Annotated in this window: 11 protein-coding genes and 1 pseudogene; all 12 read left to right on the top strand. The window is 63.5% G+C overall.

Annotated elements, in window-relative coordinates; translation table 11 throughout:
* Window positions 1–276, top strand: a 276-nt coding sequence (locus VF515_15110) for a hypothetical protein (protein HEX7408959.1), incomplete at its 5' end; no start/stop codon positions are given.
* Between the two features lie 82 nt (window positions 277–358).
* Complete coding sequence (locus tag VF515_15105) at window positions 359–1012, top strand: TetR/AcrR family transcriptional regulator (GenBank protein ID HEX7408958.1); 654 nt, start codon at window positions 359–361, stop codon at window positions 1010–1012.
* Window positions 1009–4134, top strand: a complete 3126-nt coding sequence (locus VF515_15100; protein ID HEX7408957.1) for an efflux RND transporter permease subunit — start codon at window positions 1009–1011, stop codon at window positions 4132–4134. Before VF515_15105 ends, VF515_15100 begins: the two co-directional genes overlap by 4 nt.
* Before the next feature lie 93 nt (window positions 4135–4227).
* Window positions 4228–5675 (top strand): annotated as a pseudogene (locus VF515_15095) (class I SAM-dependent DNA methyltransferase).
* 296 nt (window positions 5676–5971) lie between these two features.
* Window positions 5972–7162 carry an XRE family transcriptional regulator gene (locus VF515_15090; GenBank protein HEX7408956.1) on the top strand — a complete coding sequence of 397 codons (1191 nt, stop codon included), beginning with the start codon at window positions 5972–5974 and terminating at the stop codon, window positions 7160–7162.
* A 19-nt stretch (window positions 7163–7181) separates the two neighbouring features.
* A complete protein-coding gene (locus tag VF515_15085) occupies window positions 7182–7661 on the top strand; it encodes a DUF4411 family protein (protein HEX7408955.1) in 480 nt (159 codons plus the stop codon).
* Between the two features lies 1 nt (window position 7662).
* Window positions 7663–10722: a type I restriction endonuclease gene (locus VF515_15080; GenBank protein HEX7408954.1), complete on the top strand. Its 3060-nt coding sequence runs from the start codon at window positions 7663–7665 to the stop codon at window positions 10720–10722.
* Window positions 10723–10776: 54 nt separating this feature from the next.
* A complete protein-coding gene (locus VF515_15075) occupies window positions 10777–11025 on the top strand; it encodes an ABC transporter permease (protein HEX7408953.1) in 249 nt (82 codons plus the stop codon).
* Complete coding sequence (locus tag VF515_15070) at window positions 11022–11636, top strand: DUF6448 family protein (GenBank protein ID HEX7408952.1); 615 nt, start codon at window positions 11022–11024, stop codon at window positions 11634–11636. Before VF515_15075 ends, VF515_15070 begins: the two co-directional genes overlap by 4 nt.
* 150 nt (window positions 11637–11786) lie before the next feature.
* Entirely contained in the window at window positions 11787–12161 is a 375-nt protein-coding gene (locus VF515_15065) for a 4Fe-4S dicluster domain-containing protein (GenBank protein HEX7408951.1), read from the top strand.
* A 42-nt stretch (window positions 12162–12203) separates the two neighbouring features.
* Complete coding sequence (locus VF515_15060; protein ID HEX7408950.1) at window positions 12204–14555, top strand: nitric-oxide reductase large subunit; 2352 nt, start codon at window positions 12204–12206, stop codon at window positions 14553–14555.
* Window positions 14552–17204, top strand: a 2653-nt coding sequence (locus VF515_15055) for an aconitate hydratase (GenBank protein HEX7408949.1), incomplete at its 3' end; no start/stop codon positions are given. The genes VF515_15060 and VF515_15055, both read left to right, overlap by 4 nt.

The raw sequence follows: 17204 nt of genomic DNA, 5'->3' as shown, positions 1-17204 counted from the left end.
GCCATGCGCACCGCCGGGCCGAGCCAGGTCGATATCCAGCGACAGGGCGACGTCATCGACTGGATCGAGCAACACCACGGCGAATGCGTCTGCCCGTTCGTGCGGCGCAAAGTGGTTCGCCTGGATCCCAAGCTGTGCAGCTGCGGCGCGCACTGGGTGCAAGGCCTGTTCGCAACCGTCGCCCAGACGCCGGTGGAGGTGGAAACCGTGGAGACGGTGGCCACCGGTTCGCAGAATTGCCGGTACCGAATTCGGCTCAAGGGTAACTGCGGCTGATCTGGGCCGCACGGCGACTTGACCCTGGCGCGATGCCGGGATAAGTTGAACGATCGTTCATTATATGAGCGATGGTTCAAGCATGATCCGATCTTCCCGCAAGCAGCGCGAACTCGCCCTCCGTCAAGAAATCATCTTCGAGGCGGCCGAGGCGGTGCTCGCCGCGCGCGGCTTTCACGGCGCCTCGGTCGACGAGATCGCCAAGCGCGCGGAGGTCTCCGTGGGGACGCTGTACAATTTCTTCGGCAACAAGGAGAACCTCTACACCTCGCTGCTGGAGCGGCGGATGGAGGAGCTGCGCGGCTGCGTACGCGCGCACGTCGCCCCGGCGCCGAGGGGAATCGACAAGTTGCACGCCGCGGTGGACGCCATTTTCGCCTATTGCGCCGAGCACGAGCGCGCCTTCCGCGTCTACGTCACCGCTTCCCACGGCCTCGAGTGGAATGTGCTGCCGCAGTTTGGCCAGCGCGTGTTCGAGTGCATGCAGGCCTTTCTCGGCGAGGTCACGGCTCTGTCTCGGCTGGCGGTGCGGGAGCGCAGTCTGCCGCCTATCGAGCCGAAGTTACTGGCCATGTCGCTCCTGGGAACCATCGACTCGTTTGTGACCCAGTGGGCGACGGAGCGCAGGGGTAGTTTGCGAGTCTACCAGCAGGGTACCCACGACATCCTGCAAGCGCTGAGCGCTAGTCGCCCGGTACGCAAGGGAACGGCCACGGTCCGGAGGCTGCGTCCATGATTCTCGCCGACATTTCGGTTCGCCGCCCGGTGTTCGCCACCATGGGGATCGCGGCCCTGGTGGTGATGGGCATCTTCTCGTACCGCAGCTTGGTCGTCGACCTGTACCCGAAGACCGACATCCCGGTCGTCGCCATCACCACGACGCTTCCGGGCGCGGGATCGGAGGAGATGGAAGCGCGCGTCACCAAGGTGGTTGAGGAAGCGGTCAATACCGTCAACGGCATCGACGAAATGCGTTCGGTCACCCTCGATGGCTTCTCGCGCGTGATCATCCTCTTCCTGATGGAGCGCAACCTGGAGGATGCGGCGCAGGATGTGCGCGACAAGATCGGAACCGTTTTGAAAGACCTGCCGGAAGGCACGGACCCGCCGGTGGTCGAGAAGTTCGATCCGGACTTCACGCCGATTCTGCTGCTGGCGGTGTCGGGAGACCGTGACCTCCGCGAACTGACGGAGATTGCCAAGAAGCGGGTGAAGGAAGCGCTGGAGAGTTTGCCGGGTGTCGGCGCCATCAAAATCATCGGCGGTCGCGATCGGGAAGTGCAGGTCACGATCGACGCGCACCGGCTCAATGCATACGGCCTCACGATCGGCGAGGTGGCGCGGGCGCTGGCCTCGCAAAACATCGAGATTCCGGCTGGCCGGGTGGGGCATGGCCAGTACGAGGCGACCTTGCGCACCCTGGGCCGCGTGGCCACGGTGGCGGACTTCGAACAGCTGGTGGTCGCCAACCGTCAGGGCACCCAGATCCGCGTAGCCGACATCGGCCGCGTCGTGGACGGGGTGGTCGAGCCGCGATCGCTGTCGCGGTACAACGGCCAGAACGCATTGACGCTCCAGGTGCGCAAACAGTCCGGCACCAACACCGTGGCGACTGTCGATGCTGTGGTGAAACAGCTCGATGAGATCCGCAAGACTTTGCCCCCCGGAGTGCGGGTGGCGGTCACCCGCGACCAGGCGTACTTCATCCGCGGGGCGGTGAAGGAGGTGCAGAAGCACCTGATCGTCGGGGCGTTCCTGGCGAGCATCGTGGTCTTCCTGTTCATGGGGAACCTGCGCGCCACCGTCATTGCCGCCGTGGCCATCCCCTGTTCGATCGTGACCACCTTCACGCTGATGAAGATCATGGGCTTCAGCCTGAACTGGCTGACGCTGCTGGCGCTGACGCTCTCAGTCGGCATCGTGATCGACGACGCCATCGTGGTGTTGGAGAACATCTTCCGCTTCATTGAAGAGAAGGACATGTCTCCCTTCGAAGCGGCGCGGGCCGCTACCGCCGAGGTGGGTCTCGCGGTCAGCGCCACCACCCTCTCCCTCGTGGTCATTTTCCTCCCGGTCGCCTTCATCCCCGGGATCATGGGGTCGTTTCTGAAGAGCTTCGGCCTGACGATGGCGTGCGCGATCTTGGTGTCGTTGGTCGTCGGTTTCACGCTCACGCCGATGCTGTGCTCGCGCTTTCTCAAGCACGACGCGCACAAGGCCCCGTCACGCGAGGCCTGGTTCTTCCGGCCCATCGATCGTGGGTATACGACCCTGCTGCGTTTTGCGATGCGGCACCGCTGGCTGGTCGTTCTCGTCGCACTGTTGACCATGGCCTCGATTCCGCTCGTTGCGCGTTTCGTCGGCATGGCCTTCATCCCGGCGGACGATATTGGCGGCTTCGAGGTGAACATCAAGGCGCCGCAGGGCTATACGTTGGCGCGTACCGATGCGGTGGTGCGCGAGATTGAGCGACAGATCCAGCCGCTTCCGGGAGTCGAGCACGTGACGGTGAACGTGGGCTCACCGGAGACCGACTCCGTCACCACGGCGCAGATCGTGGTGGTGTTGAGAGCGCTCGATCAACGCTCGGTGAGCCAGTTCGATCTCATGATCAAGGCGCGCGAGATCGTCCGGAACTATCCCGAGGTCCGCGCCAGCGTCGACCAGCCGCCAGAGATGTCCGGCAGTGGCATGCGCTCGGCGGAAGTGGTGTACAACGTCCAGGGCCCCGACCTGGACCTGCTCGAACGCCTGACCAATCAGGTGCGTGACATCATGGCTTCCACCCCCGGCATCGTCGATATCGATTCGACGTCGGAACCCGGAAAGCCCGAGGTGCAGGTGCGCATCAACCGGGCGAAGGCTTCGGACCTCGGTGTGCAGCCGGCCGACATCGCCTTGAGCCTGCGCACGATGGTCAACGGCGACAAAGTCACCATGTTCAAGGACGGCCTCGATCTGTATGACGTGCGGTTGCGCCTGCAAGCGGATGATCGCGCCGATGCGCAGGCGCTTGGCCAGCTGTTCGTGCCGTCAACGAAGCTCGGGCGCGTACGTTTGGACAGCATCGTGGATACGGTGCGCGGAACCGGGCCGACAGAGATCGACCGGCACAATCGCGAGCGCCAGATCACCTTGCTGGCGAACATGGCCCCTGGGTATGCGTTGGGCGATGCGCTGCAGGCCGTTGACCGGCGTGTCCAGCAACTCGATATCCCACCCGGCTACCGCACCGGCGTAACCGGCATGGGCAAGCTAATGAACGAGACCGTAGCCGGTTTTCAAGTGGCGTTCTTGCTGTCGGTCATCTTCATGTACATGGTGCTGGCGAGCCAGTTCGAGAGTTTCCTGCATCCGATCACCATCATGCTGTCCTTGCCGCTGGCGGTCCCATTCGCCCTGGTGTCCTTGATGGTGGTGGGTGCGACGCTCAACATATTCAGTGCCCTCGGCATCCTTTTGCTCTTTGGTGTGGTGAAGAAGAACGCCATTCTCCAGATCGACCACACCATCGGGCTGCGGGCGGCGGGTCTGCCGATGTCCGATGCCATCATCCAGGCCAACCGCGAGCGGCTGCGTCCGATCTTGATGACGACGATTTCGTTGGTTGCGGGCATGGTGCCGCTCGTCTTCTCGGCAAGCGAGGGCGCGATGACCAACCGCTCCATCGGCATCGTCGTCATGGGCGGGCAAACCCTGTGCCTCCTGATCACGTTGCTGCTTACGCCGGTGGCGTACTCGCTATTCGAAGATCTCAAGAACTGGCGGCCGGGCCGTCCCGTGCTGGCCCGCGAGCCCGCGGGCAAACCGGCTCCCGCCACGGTCCTGCCGGAAGCGCGCCCGGCGGCAGTGGCCTGAGCGCCACAGTCGAACGGCGATATTGCACCGGCCGCTCGGCTAAATCGGCTGGATCTTGGTATGTGCCCCAGTCTTTGATAGTTCCCGCTCGGCATGCCCAACCACCACGAGCTGAGTAGCTTCATCTGGCAGATCGCCGACCTCCTACGCGGTCCCTACCGGCCCCCGCAGTACGAGCGGGTCATGCTGCCGATGACCCGTCCTGCGCCGCTTCGACTGTGTGCTGGCGCCGACGAAGGAGAAGGTGCTGGCCGAGCACGCGAAGCGCAAAGGAGGCAAGCTCGGCGACGATGCGTTGGACCGGCTCCTGAACCGGGCTGCGGGGCAGCGCTTTCATAACCACTCCCCGCTCACGTTCGAGAAGCTGAAGGGCGACCCCGATCACATCGACAAGCACCTGACCTCGTACATCAACGGCTTCTCCGCCAACGTTCGCCGCATCTTCGAGTACTTCGAGTTCTCGAACGAGATCGAAAAGATGCGCGAGGCCAACATCCTCTACCTCGTGGTCTCCAAGTTCTGCGAGATCGACCTGCACCCTGATGCCGTCGACAACATCGAGATGGGTCTGCTTTTCGAGAACCTCATTCGCCGCTTCAACGAGCTGGCGAACGAGACCGCCGGTGATCACTTCACGCCCCGTGACGTCATCCGCCTGATGGTCAACCTGCTCTTCCTCCACGACGACGACCTACTGTCACGGTCAGGAACCGTTCGTAAGCTGCTGGATTGCGCCTGCGGCACCGGGGGCATGCTGGCGGAAGGGCAGAACTACATGCGCGATCACCACGCCGAAGCGCGGTTGTTTGTGTATGGGCAGGATTACAACAGACGCGCGTTCGCGACCGCCGCGTCGGACATGCTGATCAAACAGGTGGACCACAACGGCACCGGCGACAACATCCGGTTCGGCGATTCGTTCACCGAAGACCAGTTTGAGGGCGAGACGTTCGACTATTTCCTCGCCAACGTGCCCTTTGGCGTCGACTGGAAGAAACAGCAGAAGGAGATCGTGCGCGAGCATGAGAAGCTCGGCTTCGCCGGCCGCTTTGGCGCCGGGCTGCCCCGCGTCAACGACGGCTCGTTGCTCTTCCTCCAGCACATGATCAGCAAGTTCGAGCCGGTTCAGCCCGAGCAGCACAAGCACGGCTCACGCGTAGCGATCGTGTTCAGCGGCTCGCCGCTTTTCACCGGCGGCGCGGGCTCGGGCGAAAGCGACATCCGTAAGTGGATCATCGAGAACGACTGGCTCGAAGCCATTGTCGCGCTTCCGGAACAGATGTTTTACAACACCGGCATCGGCACACACCGGCATCGGCACCTACGTCTGGATCGTTACCAACCGGAAGGAGAAGCGCCGCAAGGGCAAGATCCAGCTCCTCGATGCCCGTGACGTCTGGACGGCGGGCGGCAGCGAGGACAACAAGCGCAGCCTCGGTGACAAGCGCCGTCACATCACCGGCAACCAGATCGCCGAGATCGTGAAGCTCTACGGCCGGCAAACCGACGGCGAAACCTCCAAGACATTCGACAACGCCGACAGCCGCAAGATGCCGCCAGTTGTGACAAAGCTCGACGTTGATTCGTTCGCCCTCACCGATGCTGTCGAGTCGGAGGGTCTCCGGGCGATAAAGGAGTTAGATCGAATTGCCACTGCTCTCGAGCGGGGTTGGCACGCGTCCAACGCAGCTTCAAATGAGCGATCTGCGTAACGACGTGTGAGGGGTACCCGTATAGCCGGCAACATCGGTGTGCGCGGCCAAACCACCCGGCGCAGCAATGCTCGTTGGTTGTGATCTCTGACTAGCTGGTGGTACTATTTCGGTTGTTGTGTGTCATGGCTGCTTCGATCCCAGCGCTGGTGAATCCCCCGCTGCTCGTCTGGGCACGGGAAGAGGCTGGCTACTCGCCTGACGAGGCAGCCGAGCGCGTACGTGTACCTGTCGAGAAGCTGCGCGCGTGGGAGTCGGGCGACAAGCAGCCGACGCTCCGTCAGGCGGAACGGCTGGCAGCGATCTACCACCGGCCGATGCCGGTGTTCTATCTCCAAGAACCGCCAGCAACGCTGCCGCTGTCAGCAGAATACCGCCACCTGCCTGGGGTAAAGCCCGGGGCGGAGTCTCCGGAGCTGCGCTTGGCGCTGCGCGAATTGCATCGCCGCCGTGAGGTGGCGTTGGAGCTGTTCGAGGAAAACGAGGAGGAACCACCCCGTTTCAACCTGCACGCCCGGCTGCACGAAGACCCCGAGGACGTGGGTCGGCGTTTGCGCAAAGCGCTCGCGGTACCGCTTGACGATCAGCTGCACTGGCCGAACGAGTACATGGCCTGGCGCACGTGGCGTGATCGTGCCGAGGCGCTGGGGCTGATGGTCTTCCAGGTGCCCGGCATTCCGTTGCGCGAGATGCGCGGCGTGGCGCTCTTTCTCGATCCGTTGCCCGTCCTCGGCGTGAACAGCCGCGAGCATCCCCTCGCCCGCGCCTTCACGCTGCTCCATGAGATAACCCACGTAATGCTCTCACGCAGCGGCGATGAGCACCCCGCGGCGGAGGAGCGGCGCTCCGCATCGCAGTGGTCGGAGCTGGAGCGATTTGCCGATGCCACCACGGCCGCCGCACTGATGCCGCGCGAGACGATGCTGGCGGACTCACGTATTCGTGATCATGCCGCGTCGGCACCGTGGGATACGGAGGAGATCCAGGCACTGGCGCGGCGGTATCGAGTGAGTCCGGTTGCGTTACTCACCCGTCTGGTGAATCTGCGGCGCACGACGTGGACGTTTTACCGTGAATGGCGAGAGGCGTGGGACAAGCAGTGGGAGCAGCGGCCGAAGAAGGAGTCCGCCGGCGGCCCATCGCGCGTGGATACCATCCTCAGCCGTGTCGGCCCGACCTTCGCGGCACTTGTACTCGATTCGCTCGAGCGCGATCTGATCAGCCCGCAGGCCGCGTCGGAGGCGCTGGACCTGAAGCTGCACCACTTCGCCGACCTGAAGCGCGAGCTGGTGCTTGGACCAGGCGGGCGCGAATAGCGCGGCGGGAACTGCGGACATGTACTCGATCGACACCAGCGCCCTCATGACCTGGTACATCCGCCGCTACCCACCGGATATTTTCCCCAGCCTCGTAAAACAAGTGGAACGTCTGATTGCGGGAGGCAATCTCCTGGCGTCCGAGTACGTACTCGAAGAGCTGGGTGGCAAGAAGGATCCGCTCTACGACTGGGCTGACGCACAACAGGGGATGTTCGTCCCCACTGACGAGCCGGTCCAGCGTCGCGCGGCGCAGCTGACCGCCGCATACCCGATCTTGCTCGACTCAACGTCCAAGCGTCGGATGCAGGCAGACCCCTTTGTCATCGGGTTGGCTGCGGAGCGTGGCCTCACCGTCGTTACCCAGGAGACTCACGCGAAGACCAAGACCGCTGGGAAGCGCAAGCAGCGAACCTACATCCCGGACGTATGCCTGGCGGAGCACGTCCCGTGCATCGACTTCCTCGATATGATGCGTAGGGAAAAGTGGACGTTTTGAAATGACCATCACCGCTCGTCACACCGAAGGGGCCTTTGAATCCGTGATCGAGTCCCATCTGTTGGGGAATGGGTATGTCAGTGTGGACAAGGCAGCGTACGAACCGGAGCGGGCCGTGTTTCCCGAGGTGGTCATCGCTTTCGTCCGCGAGACGCAGCCGAAGGAGTGGATGAAGCTGGAGGCGTTGCACGGCGAGAAGACCGGCGAGCAGATCATCGGTGACCTGTGCAAATGGATGGATGCCTACGGCTCGCTGGCCACGCTGCGGCATGCGTTCAAGTGCTACGGGCGGACGCTGCGCGTGGCATTCTTCAAGGCTGCACACGGACTGAACCCGGAGTTGGAAACGCGCTACGCCGCCAACCGTGTCGGCATCACACGGCAGCTGCGCTACTCGACGCGGAATGCCAACTCGATCGACGTGGTGATCAGCCTCAACGGAATTCCCATCGCGAGCCTGGAGCTGAAGAACCCGCTCACCGACCAGGATGCTGAGAATGCGAAGCGTCAGTACCAATACGATCGCGACCAGCACGAGCCGATCTTCGAGTTCAAGCACCGCACGTTGGTGCACTTCGCCGTCGACACCGAGGTGGTGTTGATGACGACCCGCCTCGCGGGCGGCGCGACGCATTTCCTGCCGTTCAACAAAGGTCGCGATGGTGGTGCAGGCAATCCGCCCGACCCGCACGGGCGAACGTACCGAACCGCCTACCTCTGGGAAGAGGTGCTGGCGCGTGACAGCCTGCTGGATCTGCTCGCCCGCTTTCTGCACCTGCAGATCGAAGAGAAGCGCACTGAGGACGGGCGCAAGGTCAAACGCGAGACGATGATCTTTCCGCGGTATCATCAGCTCCAAGCCGTCCGCACGCTCGTGGATGCGGCAAGAAAAGAAGGGCCGGGCAGCAACTACCTCGTCGAGCACTCAGCCGGCAGCGGCAAGAGCAACACCATCGGCTGGCTCGTCCACCGACTCGCCTCGCTGCACAACGACGCCGAGCAGCGGGTATTCGACAGCGTCATCGTCGTGACCGACCGGGTGGTCCTCGACCAGCAGTTGCAGGACACCATCTATCAGTTCGAGCACCGGCAAGGCGTGGTGCAGAAGATCGAAACTGACTCCCGCCAGCTCGCCGAAGCGCTACACAGCGCCGTGCCGGTCATCGTCACCACGCTACAGAAGTTTCCCTTCGTATCGCGGCAGCTTCTCAAGATGGCCGAGGAGCGTGGCGACCAAGGCACCGGTGTGCTGTCGACGCGGCGCTGTGCCGTCGTCATAGACGAGGCCCACAGTTCGCAATCAGGCGAAACGGCGACGAAGTTGAAGGGCGTGCTTGGTGGCGAAGACTTGGTCGAAGAGGCGCGCAGGGAGGCCGCCGAGCAGGGACAGGAAGAGTTCGCGGAGTTGTTCCGGGAGATGGCCAAGCGCGGACGGCAGGCCAACCTGAGCTTCTTCGCCTTCACGGCCACGCCCAAACACAAGACGCTCGCCGTCTTTGGGCGTAACGGCGAACCCTTCCACCGCTACACGATGCGCCAGGCCATCGAGGAAGCGTTCATCATGGACGTCCTCAAGCACTACACGACGTACGCGGCGTACTTCGGACTGCTGAAGGCGTGTGAGGACGATCCGAACGTGCAACGGAAGAAGGCGGCGCGGGCACTGGCGCGTTTCATGCGCCTGCACCCGCACAACATCGCCCAGAAGACCGAGGTGATGGTCGAGCATTTCAACACCTTCACCCGCCACCGGATCGGCGGCAAGGCCAAGGCGATGGTGGTCACCGGCTCGCGCCTCGAAGCGGTGCGGTACAAGCAGGGCTTCGACCGCTACATCGCGGAGAAGGGCTACCCCATCAAGACGCTGGTTGCGTTCTCCGGAACGGTGGTTGACGACAAGATCCCGGACAAGACCTACACCGAAGAGGGAATGAACGACGGGACCAAAGAACGGGAGCTCCCGGAGAAGTTCGCGACGTCTGAGTATCAAGTGCTGCTGGTTGCGGAGAAGTACCAGACCGGATTCGACCAGCCGTTGTTGCACACCATGTACGTCGACAAGCGCCTGGCCGGTTTGCAGGCCGTGCAGACGCTCTCACGGCTCAATCGTACTCATCCGCTGAAGGAAGACACCTTCGTCCTCGACTTCGTGAACGATCGCAAAGAGATCCAGGACGCCTTCGCGCAGTATTACGAAGGCGCGCAGATGGGCGAGCCAGTCGATCCCGCACGCTTATACGAGTTGAAGGCGGACCTGGACAGCTCCGGAATCTACCTCCACGAGGAAGTGCAGCGGTTCTGCGAAGTCTACTTCAAGCCGAAGGCCCGCCAGAGTCCGGCAGATCACCAGGCGATGAATGCGGCGCTCGATCCGGCGGTCGATCGCTTCCGTGCCCTGACGCAGAAGGACGAGGATGAGGCTGAGCTGTGGCGGGGGAAGCTGACGGCCTTTCGAAACCTCTACGCGTTTCTGAGCCAGGTGATCCCGTACCAAGACTCTGACTTGGAGCGGCTGTACACGTTCCTGCGGCACCTGTCGCCGAAGCTACCGAAGCGACGGAGCGGCCCGAGCTACCAATTCGATGACGAGGTCAGACTGCAGTACTACCGTCTGCAGAAGATCAGCGAGGGGTCGATCAGTCTGTCGGAGTACAAGGGCAAGCCGCTTGACGGCCCCAGCGAGGTCGGCAGCGGAGTCGTGCGCGAAGAACCGGTGGCGCTGTCGCGGCTGATAGACTTTGTGAACCAGAGATTCGGAACGGATTTCACCGACGCAGACCAGTTGTTTTTCGACCAGATCCTCGAAGCCGCGGTCGAGGATGAGGCCCTGCAGCGGGCGGCGCGGGTGAACCCGCAGGATAAGTTCTCACTGCTGTTCAACAGCTTGCTGGAGACGCTCTTCATCGAGCGCATGGATCAGAACGAGGAGATCTTCGCGCGTTTCATGAATGACCAGTCTTTCCAGAAGCTGGTGGCATCAAAGCTGGCGGCAGAGGTCTATGAGAGGCTGAGATCTGCCGCACGGGTGTCGACCAGCGCCTCGGTTCAGAGAGGGGACTAGAGTCCGGGTCGCACCAGTGTCGCGCGTCCGCGGAGGCGACACTGGTTGCAGGCGATGATGGCAGTGTTTTTCTACTTGCCGACGGTTTTGCTCTCGGGCTTCATGTTCCCCATCGGCAACATGCCGGTGATCGCCCAGTGGCTCACCTACCTCAATCCGCTGCGCTACTCCCTGGTCATCGAGCCCGGCATCTTCCTGAAAGGGGTAGGACCAGGTATCGTTGTGCCTGGCGTCGAGAAGGTTGCAAAAGAGGCTGGCGTGATCAGCAAAGCTAGCGTGACAGGCAAGGAGAAAGGATCATGAAAGTATCGTTCATACTCTCCATTGGTGTGTGTGCCATTTTCGCTCTTGGACCTGTCCCGGTGTTGGCGCATTGTGACGGCATGGATGGGCCGGTGGTCGTCGCCGCCCGCCAGGCCCTTGAGACCGGCAACGTCAACGTCGTGCTCCCCTGGGTCCAGAAGGCGGACGAGCCGGAGATCAAGAAGACGTTCGAGCGGACCGTCGCGGTCCGACAGTTGAACCCGCAGGCCAAGGAACTGGCCGACATGTATTTCTTCGAAACGCTGGTGCGGATCCATCGCGCCGGCGAAGGTGCGCCCTACACAGGTCTCAAGCCTGCGGGGCGCGACCTCGGGCCGGCCATCCCCGCCGCCGACCAGGCGCTGCAGACGGGATCGGTGGACGCGCTCGTGAAACTCCTTACCGAGGCCGTGCAGCATGGAGTGCGCGAACATTTTGCCGCCGCCAACGGCAACAAGACCTACGACAAGAACGATGTCGAGGCAGGCAGGAAGTATGTGCAGGCGTACGTTCCGTTCCTCCACTACGTGGAAGGGATCTACGAGGCGACGAAAGCGTCCGCGCATGGTCATTTCCACGAGGAGCAGACACCCACAACCCATGCGGAGTAAACGATCGGCAAGTACCAAAAGCGATGAAACACCCTCGCGCGTTAGGTCGCCTGCTCAGCCTGGATTGGGAGGCCATGGCTGGAGTCGCAGCCGCGGTCCTCGCGTTGGTGCTCCACCTCTTGCACATTGTGAACCAGGATGTGCTGCTGGGTGCCGATCGGTGGAACCTACGACCTTGGGCCAGGTCCGCGCGTGTCGATGCAGACGCAGGAGCTCGCGTACATTCTTTCGACCTGCATGGCGTGCGGCTGCTGTCTGGAAGCCTGTTCGCAGGTCAATGACCATTCGAATTTTATGGGGCCGGCAGCCATGGGGCAGGCAGTGCTGTTCACCCTGCACCCGACCGGAGCCATGAACAAGGACGAGCGGTTGGAGGCAGTGATGGGCGAGGGTGGCGTCACCGATTGTGGCAACGCGCAGAACTGCGAGAAGGTGTGCCCGAAGGGGATTCCGCTCACGCGAGCGATCGCGGAACTGGGCCGCCAAACGACGGTCAAGTTCATCAAAGACCTGCTGTGGCGGTGAGTCGCCGCGTGAATGCGCCGGCTCGTGGGGAGTTCGCTGAGGATGGATTCGCATACGCTCACAACCTCGGATGCGTTGTCGCCATGGTGGCGCCGCGCGGTGATCCTGATCGTGGTGATCGGATTGGGCATCCTATTGGGGCTCGCCGGCAGGAGTTACAAGGATGCGCCACCGATTCCCGACATGGTGGTCGGTCCCGCCGGCGAGACCCTCTTTACGGACGCCGACATCATCGGTGGCCAACAGGTCTTTCTGAAGTACGGCCTCATGGAGAACGGCACGATCTGGGGACACGGTGCGTACCTCGGGCCGGACTTCTCTGCAGATTATCTTCACGCCCTTGCCCTCGACACAGGAGAGCTGATCGCGGCGCAGGGCTATCACGCGGGCTTCGCCGCACTCGGGCCGGCGGAGCGTGCCGCGGTCGGTGCGCAAGTCGCCGACTTGTTGCGCGCCAATCGCTACGATCCGCAGACCCAGACATTGCGCTTCACCGAGCCCGAGGTGCTTTGCTTTCGGAAGCAGATCGCGCGCTGGACAACCTACTTCCAGCAACCCGCCGCGAGCGCCGGCTTGCCGGCGTCGTACCTGCACGACCCGCCGCAGTTGCAGCAGCTCACCGCGTTCTTCGCCTGGACGGCGTGGGCATCGGTCGCGCGCCGTCCCGGCAAGCCGTACTCGTACACGAACAATTTTCCTTACGATCCGGCGGCCGGCAACACGCCAAGCAGCGAGGCGCTGCTGTGGAGCGCCTTGAGCTTGATCGCACTGCTGGCGGGAACCGCGCTGGTGCTGCTCGCGTTTGGGCGCTTTGATTTCCTTGGCTGGAAGGGCAAGGCCGAACATGTGCATCCGCAGCTGCTCCCGGGCGTAACCACGGCGAGCCAGAAGGCGACCATCAAGTACTTCGCTCTGGTCGCGCTGCTCTTTCTCGCGCAAGCCTTGGTAGGTGGGGCGACCGCGCACTACCGCGCCGAGCCCGGCGGCTTCTACGGAATCGACCTGTCGCAATGGTTGCCGAGCAACATCGTGCGCACGTGGCACCTGCAGCTCGCAATCTTTTGGATCGCCACCGCCTACGTTGCCGGCGGCCTGTTGCTGGCGCCGTCACTGGGCGGCAAGGATCCGGACAATCAGGTCTTCGGCGTCAACCTGCTCTTCGGCGCCTTGATCGTAGTCGTGCTGGGCAGTCTGCTCGGCGAGCTGTTGGGGATCAATCAACTCCTCGGTAATCTGTGGTTCTGGTTCGGGCACCAGGGCTGGGAGTACCTCGATCTTGGACGGGCATGGCAGGTACTCCTGGCAATTGGCCTCGTACTGTGGCTCGTCTTGCTCTTTCGAGCAATCGCACCGGCGCGACAGGATCCGGAACGACGCGAGCTGGCTTCACTCTTCCTGTGCTCCGCGGCGGCGATTCCGCTCTTCTATCTCCCCGCGATGTTCTTCGGCAGCAGCAGCCATTTCTCCGTGGTCGACACGTGGCGCTTCTGGATCATCCACCTGTGGGTCGAAGGTTTCTTCGAGCTTTTCGTCACCGTGATGGTGGCCACCATCTTCCACCAGCTCGGGATCGTTTCGCCGCAGACCGCCGCCCGCGTCGTGTACCTGGACGCGATACTCTACCTGGGCAGCGGCATCCTCGGCACTGGGCATCACTGGTACTGGACCGGCCAAGGCACGGCCACCATGGCGATTGCGGCGACCTTCTCCGCCATGGAGGTCGTGCCGCTGACGCTGCTGACCCTCGACGCCTGGGACTTCGTCAAGCTCGCGCGCGCGCAGTGTGACGTCTGCGGGAAGCAGGTGGCAGTTCCGCACAAATGGACCTTCTACTTCCTGATCGCCGTGGGGTTCTGGAACTTCGTCGGTGCAGGCGTGTTCGGTCTGCTCATCAACCTACCGATAGTCAGCTACTTCGAAGTCGGCACCATCCTCACGCCGAATCACGCGCACACGGCGATGATGGGTGTCTTCGGGATGCTGGCGATGGCGTTGTCGGCGTTTGCCTGCCGGCAAGTGCTGGCCGATGCGCAGTGGACACGCGTCGAACGATATGTCCGGTTGTCGTTCTGGGGCCTGAATGCCGGCCTCGCCCTCATGGTTGTGAGCAACCTGTTCCCCGGCGGCGTGCTTCAACTCATGGATGTGCTCAATAACGGCTACTGGCATGCGCGCGGTCCCGAGTTCTTGAATGAACGCATCATGCGCACCATCGAATGGTGTCGGCTGCCCGGTGACGGGGTGTTCATCGGCTTGGGCGTGCTGCCGGCGGTGATCGCCACGGGGCTCACGTACAGGCTGATGCGCGCGGCGCGCTCGCCGGCCGTGCCTACGGACTCAGATCACGACGAATCGAGGGGGGATCCTGCCGCTAACATCATGAGAGAACCATGATCGACGTCCGCCAGCGTTTGCAGCTGCCCTCCGGAGCATCCGGTACCTACTACTCGCTTCCCCAGCTCGAGAAGAGCGGGGTCGCGAGCATCTCGCGGCTGCCGGTGAGCCTCCGTATCGTCCTCGAGTCTGTGCTGCGCAATCGCGACGGCCGACGCATCCGCGACGAGGACGTCGAAGAGCTCGCGCGCTGGCAGCCGGGCGCCGCGCGGACCGCGGAAGTACCGTTCGTCGTCGGTCGCGTGCTGCTGCAGGACTTCACCGGCGTGCCGCTGCTCGTCGATCTCGCGGCGATGCGCTCGGCGGTGGCGCGCCGCGGTCATGACGTCGCGCGGGTGCAGCCGCTGGTTCCCGTCGATCTCGTGATCGACCACTCGGTCCAGGTCGACTACTTCGGCCGGGATGAGGCGCTCCAGCTCAACATGGAGATGGAGTTCCGCCGCAACGACGAGCGCTACCGCTTCCTCAAGTGGGGGGCGCAGGCATTCGACGGGCTACGGATCGTCCCGCCGGGGTTCGGCATCTGCCACCAGGTGAACCTCGAGTTCCTGGCGCGCGGCGTTCTCGAGAAGGACGGCGTGCTGTACCCCGACACGCTGGTCGGCACCGACTCGCACACCACGATGGTCAATGGGCTCGGGGTCGTCGGCTGGGGGGTCGGTGGCATCGAGGCAGAGGCAGCGATGCTCGGCCAGCCGGTGTATCTCCTCTTGCCCGACGTGGTCGGCGTGCATCTCCACGGGCGGCTGCGTGAGGGCGTGACCGCGACCGATCTGGTCCTGCGTATCACCGAGCTCCTGCGGCAAGCGCGCGTCGTCGGCAAGCTCGTCGAGTTTCACGGCGAGGGCGCCGCGAGCCTGTCGGTGCCGGACCGCGCGACGCTCGGGAACATGGCGCCCGAGTACGGCGCGACGATCGGCTTCTTCCCCGTTGATGAACAGTCCTGCCGCTATCTCCAAGCGACCGGCCGGAGCGATGAGCACGTGGAGACAGTGCGCCGCTACTTCCAGGCGCAAGGGCTGTTCGGGATGCCCGAGCGCGGGCAGTGCGACTACACGACCGGGCTCGACGTGGACCTTGGCGCCGTCGAGCCGTCGGTCGCCGGTCCCAAGCGGCCACAGGATCGGATCGCGCTAGGTCAGCTCAAGGAGCAATTCCTCTCGCTGCTGACGCGCGCCGACGGCTACGGCAAGTCGGCCGCCGAGGCTGCGCGCCATGTTGAGGTGCGGTTAGGGGACGCCACCGTGCCCCGGCCGGGCGGCGGCGAACAATCGCACGAGACAGTTTCCAACGGTGGCGCGAAGAATACGAACATGCTCACCGAGATCGAGATGATCAACGACCGGCCGACGCCGAACCGGCTCGATGAGGCGGGCTCAGGGGCCGCACGCACGTTGACCTGCGAGCTGGCTCACGGCCGCGTGGTGATCGCAGCCATCACGTCGTGCACCAACACCTCGAACCCGACGGTCATGCTGGCCGCGGGCCTGCTCGCGAAGAAGGCGGTCGAGCGGGGGCTCAACGTCAAGCCGTGGGTCAAGACTTCGCTTGCGCCCGGCTCGCGCGTCGTGAGCGAGTACCTGAAGAAGACGGGGCTGCAGCCGTTCCTTGACCAATTGGGCTTCAACCTCGTCGGATTCGGTTGCACGACCTGCATCGGCAACTCGGGGCCGCTCGATCGTGAGCTCGAAGAGGCGCTCACGACGAACGACCTCATCGGCGCGAGCGTTCTGTCGGGGAACCGCAACTTCGAGGCGCGCATTCACCAGAGCGTGAAGGCGAACTTCCTCATGAGCCCGCCGCTGGTCGTGGCGTTTGCCATTGCCGGCCGAATCGACGTCGATCTCACGCGTGAGCCGCTGGCGATCATCGACGGACGCGAGGTGTACCTGCGCGACGTGTGGCCGTCGATGCAGGAGATCGATGCGCTCCTTGGGAGTGCATTCGATCCCAACGAGTATCGGCGCGTCTATGCCGACTTCGCCCACCAGAACCCGCTGTGGAACCAGATCCCCGCCGGGACGGGGCACGTCTACGAATGGGACCCGGCGTCGCTGTATATCCGCGAGCCGCCGTACTTCGAGCCTTCGATGGCGGTCGCCCCGTCCGCCGAGATCTCTGGTGCGCGGGCGCTCGCCATCTTCGGCGATTCGATCACGACGGACCACATCAGCCCGGCCGGCGCCATCCAACCGACCTCGCCGGCCGGCGGCTACCTGCGCGATCGGGGCGTCTCCGTCGAGGACTTCAACAGCTACGGTGCGCGTCGAGGCAACCACGAGGTCATGGTCCGCGGGACGTTTTCTAATGTCCGCATCCGGAACCTGATGGTGCCTGACGTCGAGGGCGGCATCACTCGGCACCAACCCGACGGCGAGCGCATGGGCATCTACGACGCGGCCGAGCGCTACCGCGCCGAGGGTGTACCCCTGATCGTGATTGCCGGACTGGACTACGGAGCGGGCAGCTCGCGCGACTGGGCTGCCAAGGGCACGCGGCTGCTGGGCGTGCGCGCGGTGATTGCTGGGGGATTCGAGCGGATCCACCGCTCCAATCTGATCGGCATGGGCGTTTTTCCCTGCCAACTCCCCGAAGGGGTGAGCGCGCAAAGGCTCGGACTCGACGGCACGGAGCGATTCGATCTGGAGC

Source organism: Candidatus Binatia bacterium (assembly GCA_036382395.1).
Lineage (GTDB): Bacteria > Desulfobacterota > Binatia > HRBIN30 > HRBIN30 > JAGDMS01.
This window is presented reverse-complemented; position numbering and strand designations above follow the sequence as displayed.

Bases quoted from the DNA above. Each gene is read 5' to 3' on its own strand.
- VF515_15085 (HEX7408955.1), top strand. From the start codon at position 7,182: ATGTACTCGATCGACACCAGCGCCCTCATGACCTGGTACATCCGCCGC.
- VF515_15060 (HEX7408950.1), top strand. From the start codon at position 12,204: ATGGATTCGCATACGCTCACAACCTCGGATGCGTTGTCGCCATGGTGG.
- VF515_15105 (HEX7408958.1), top strand. From the start codon at position 359: ATGATCCGATCTTCCCGCAAGCAGCGCGAACTCGCCCTCCGTCAAGAA.
- VF515_15080 (HEX7408954.1), top strand. From the start codon at position 7,663: ATGACCATCACCGCTCGTCACACCGAAGGGGCCTTTGAATCCGTGATC.
- VF515_15075 (HEX7408953.1), top strand. From the start codon at position 10,777: ATGATGGCAGTGTTTTTCTACTTGCCGACGGTTTTGCTCTCGGGCTTC.
- VF515_15070 (HEX7408952.1), top strand. From the start codon at position 11,022: ATGAAAGTATCGTTCATACTCTCCATTGGTGTGTGTGCCATTTTCGCT.
- VF515_15090 (HEX7408956.1), top strand. From the start codon at position 5,972: ATGGCTGCTTCGATCCCAGCGCTGGTGAATCCCCCGCTGCTCGTCTGG.
- VF515_15100 (HEX7408957.1), top strand. From the start codon at position 1,009: ATGATTCTCGCCGACATTTCGGTTCGCCGCCCGGTGTTCGCCACCATG.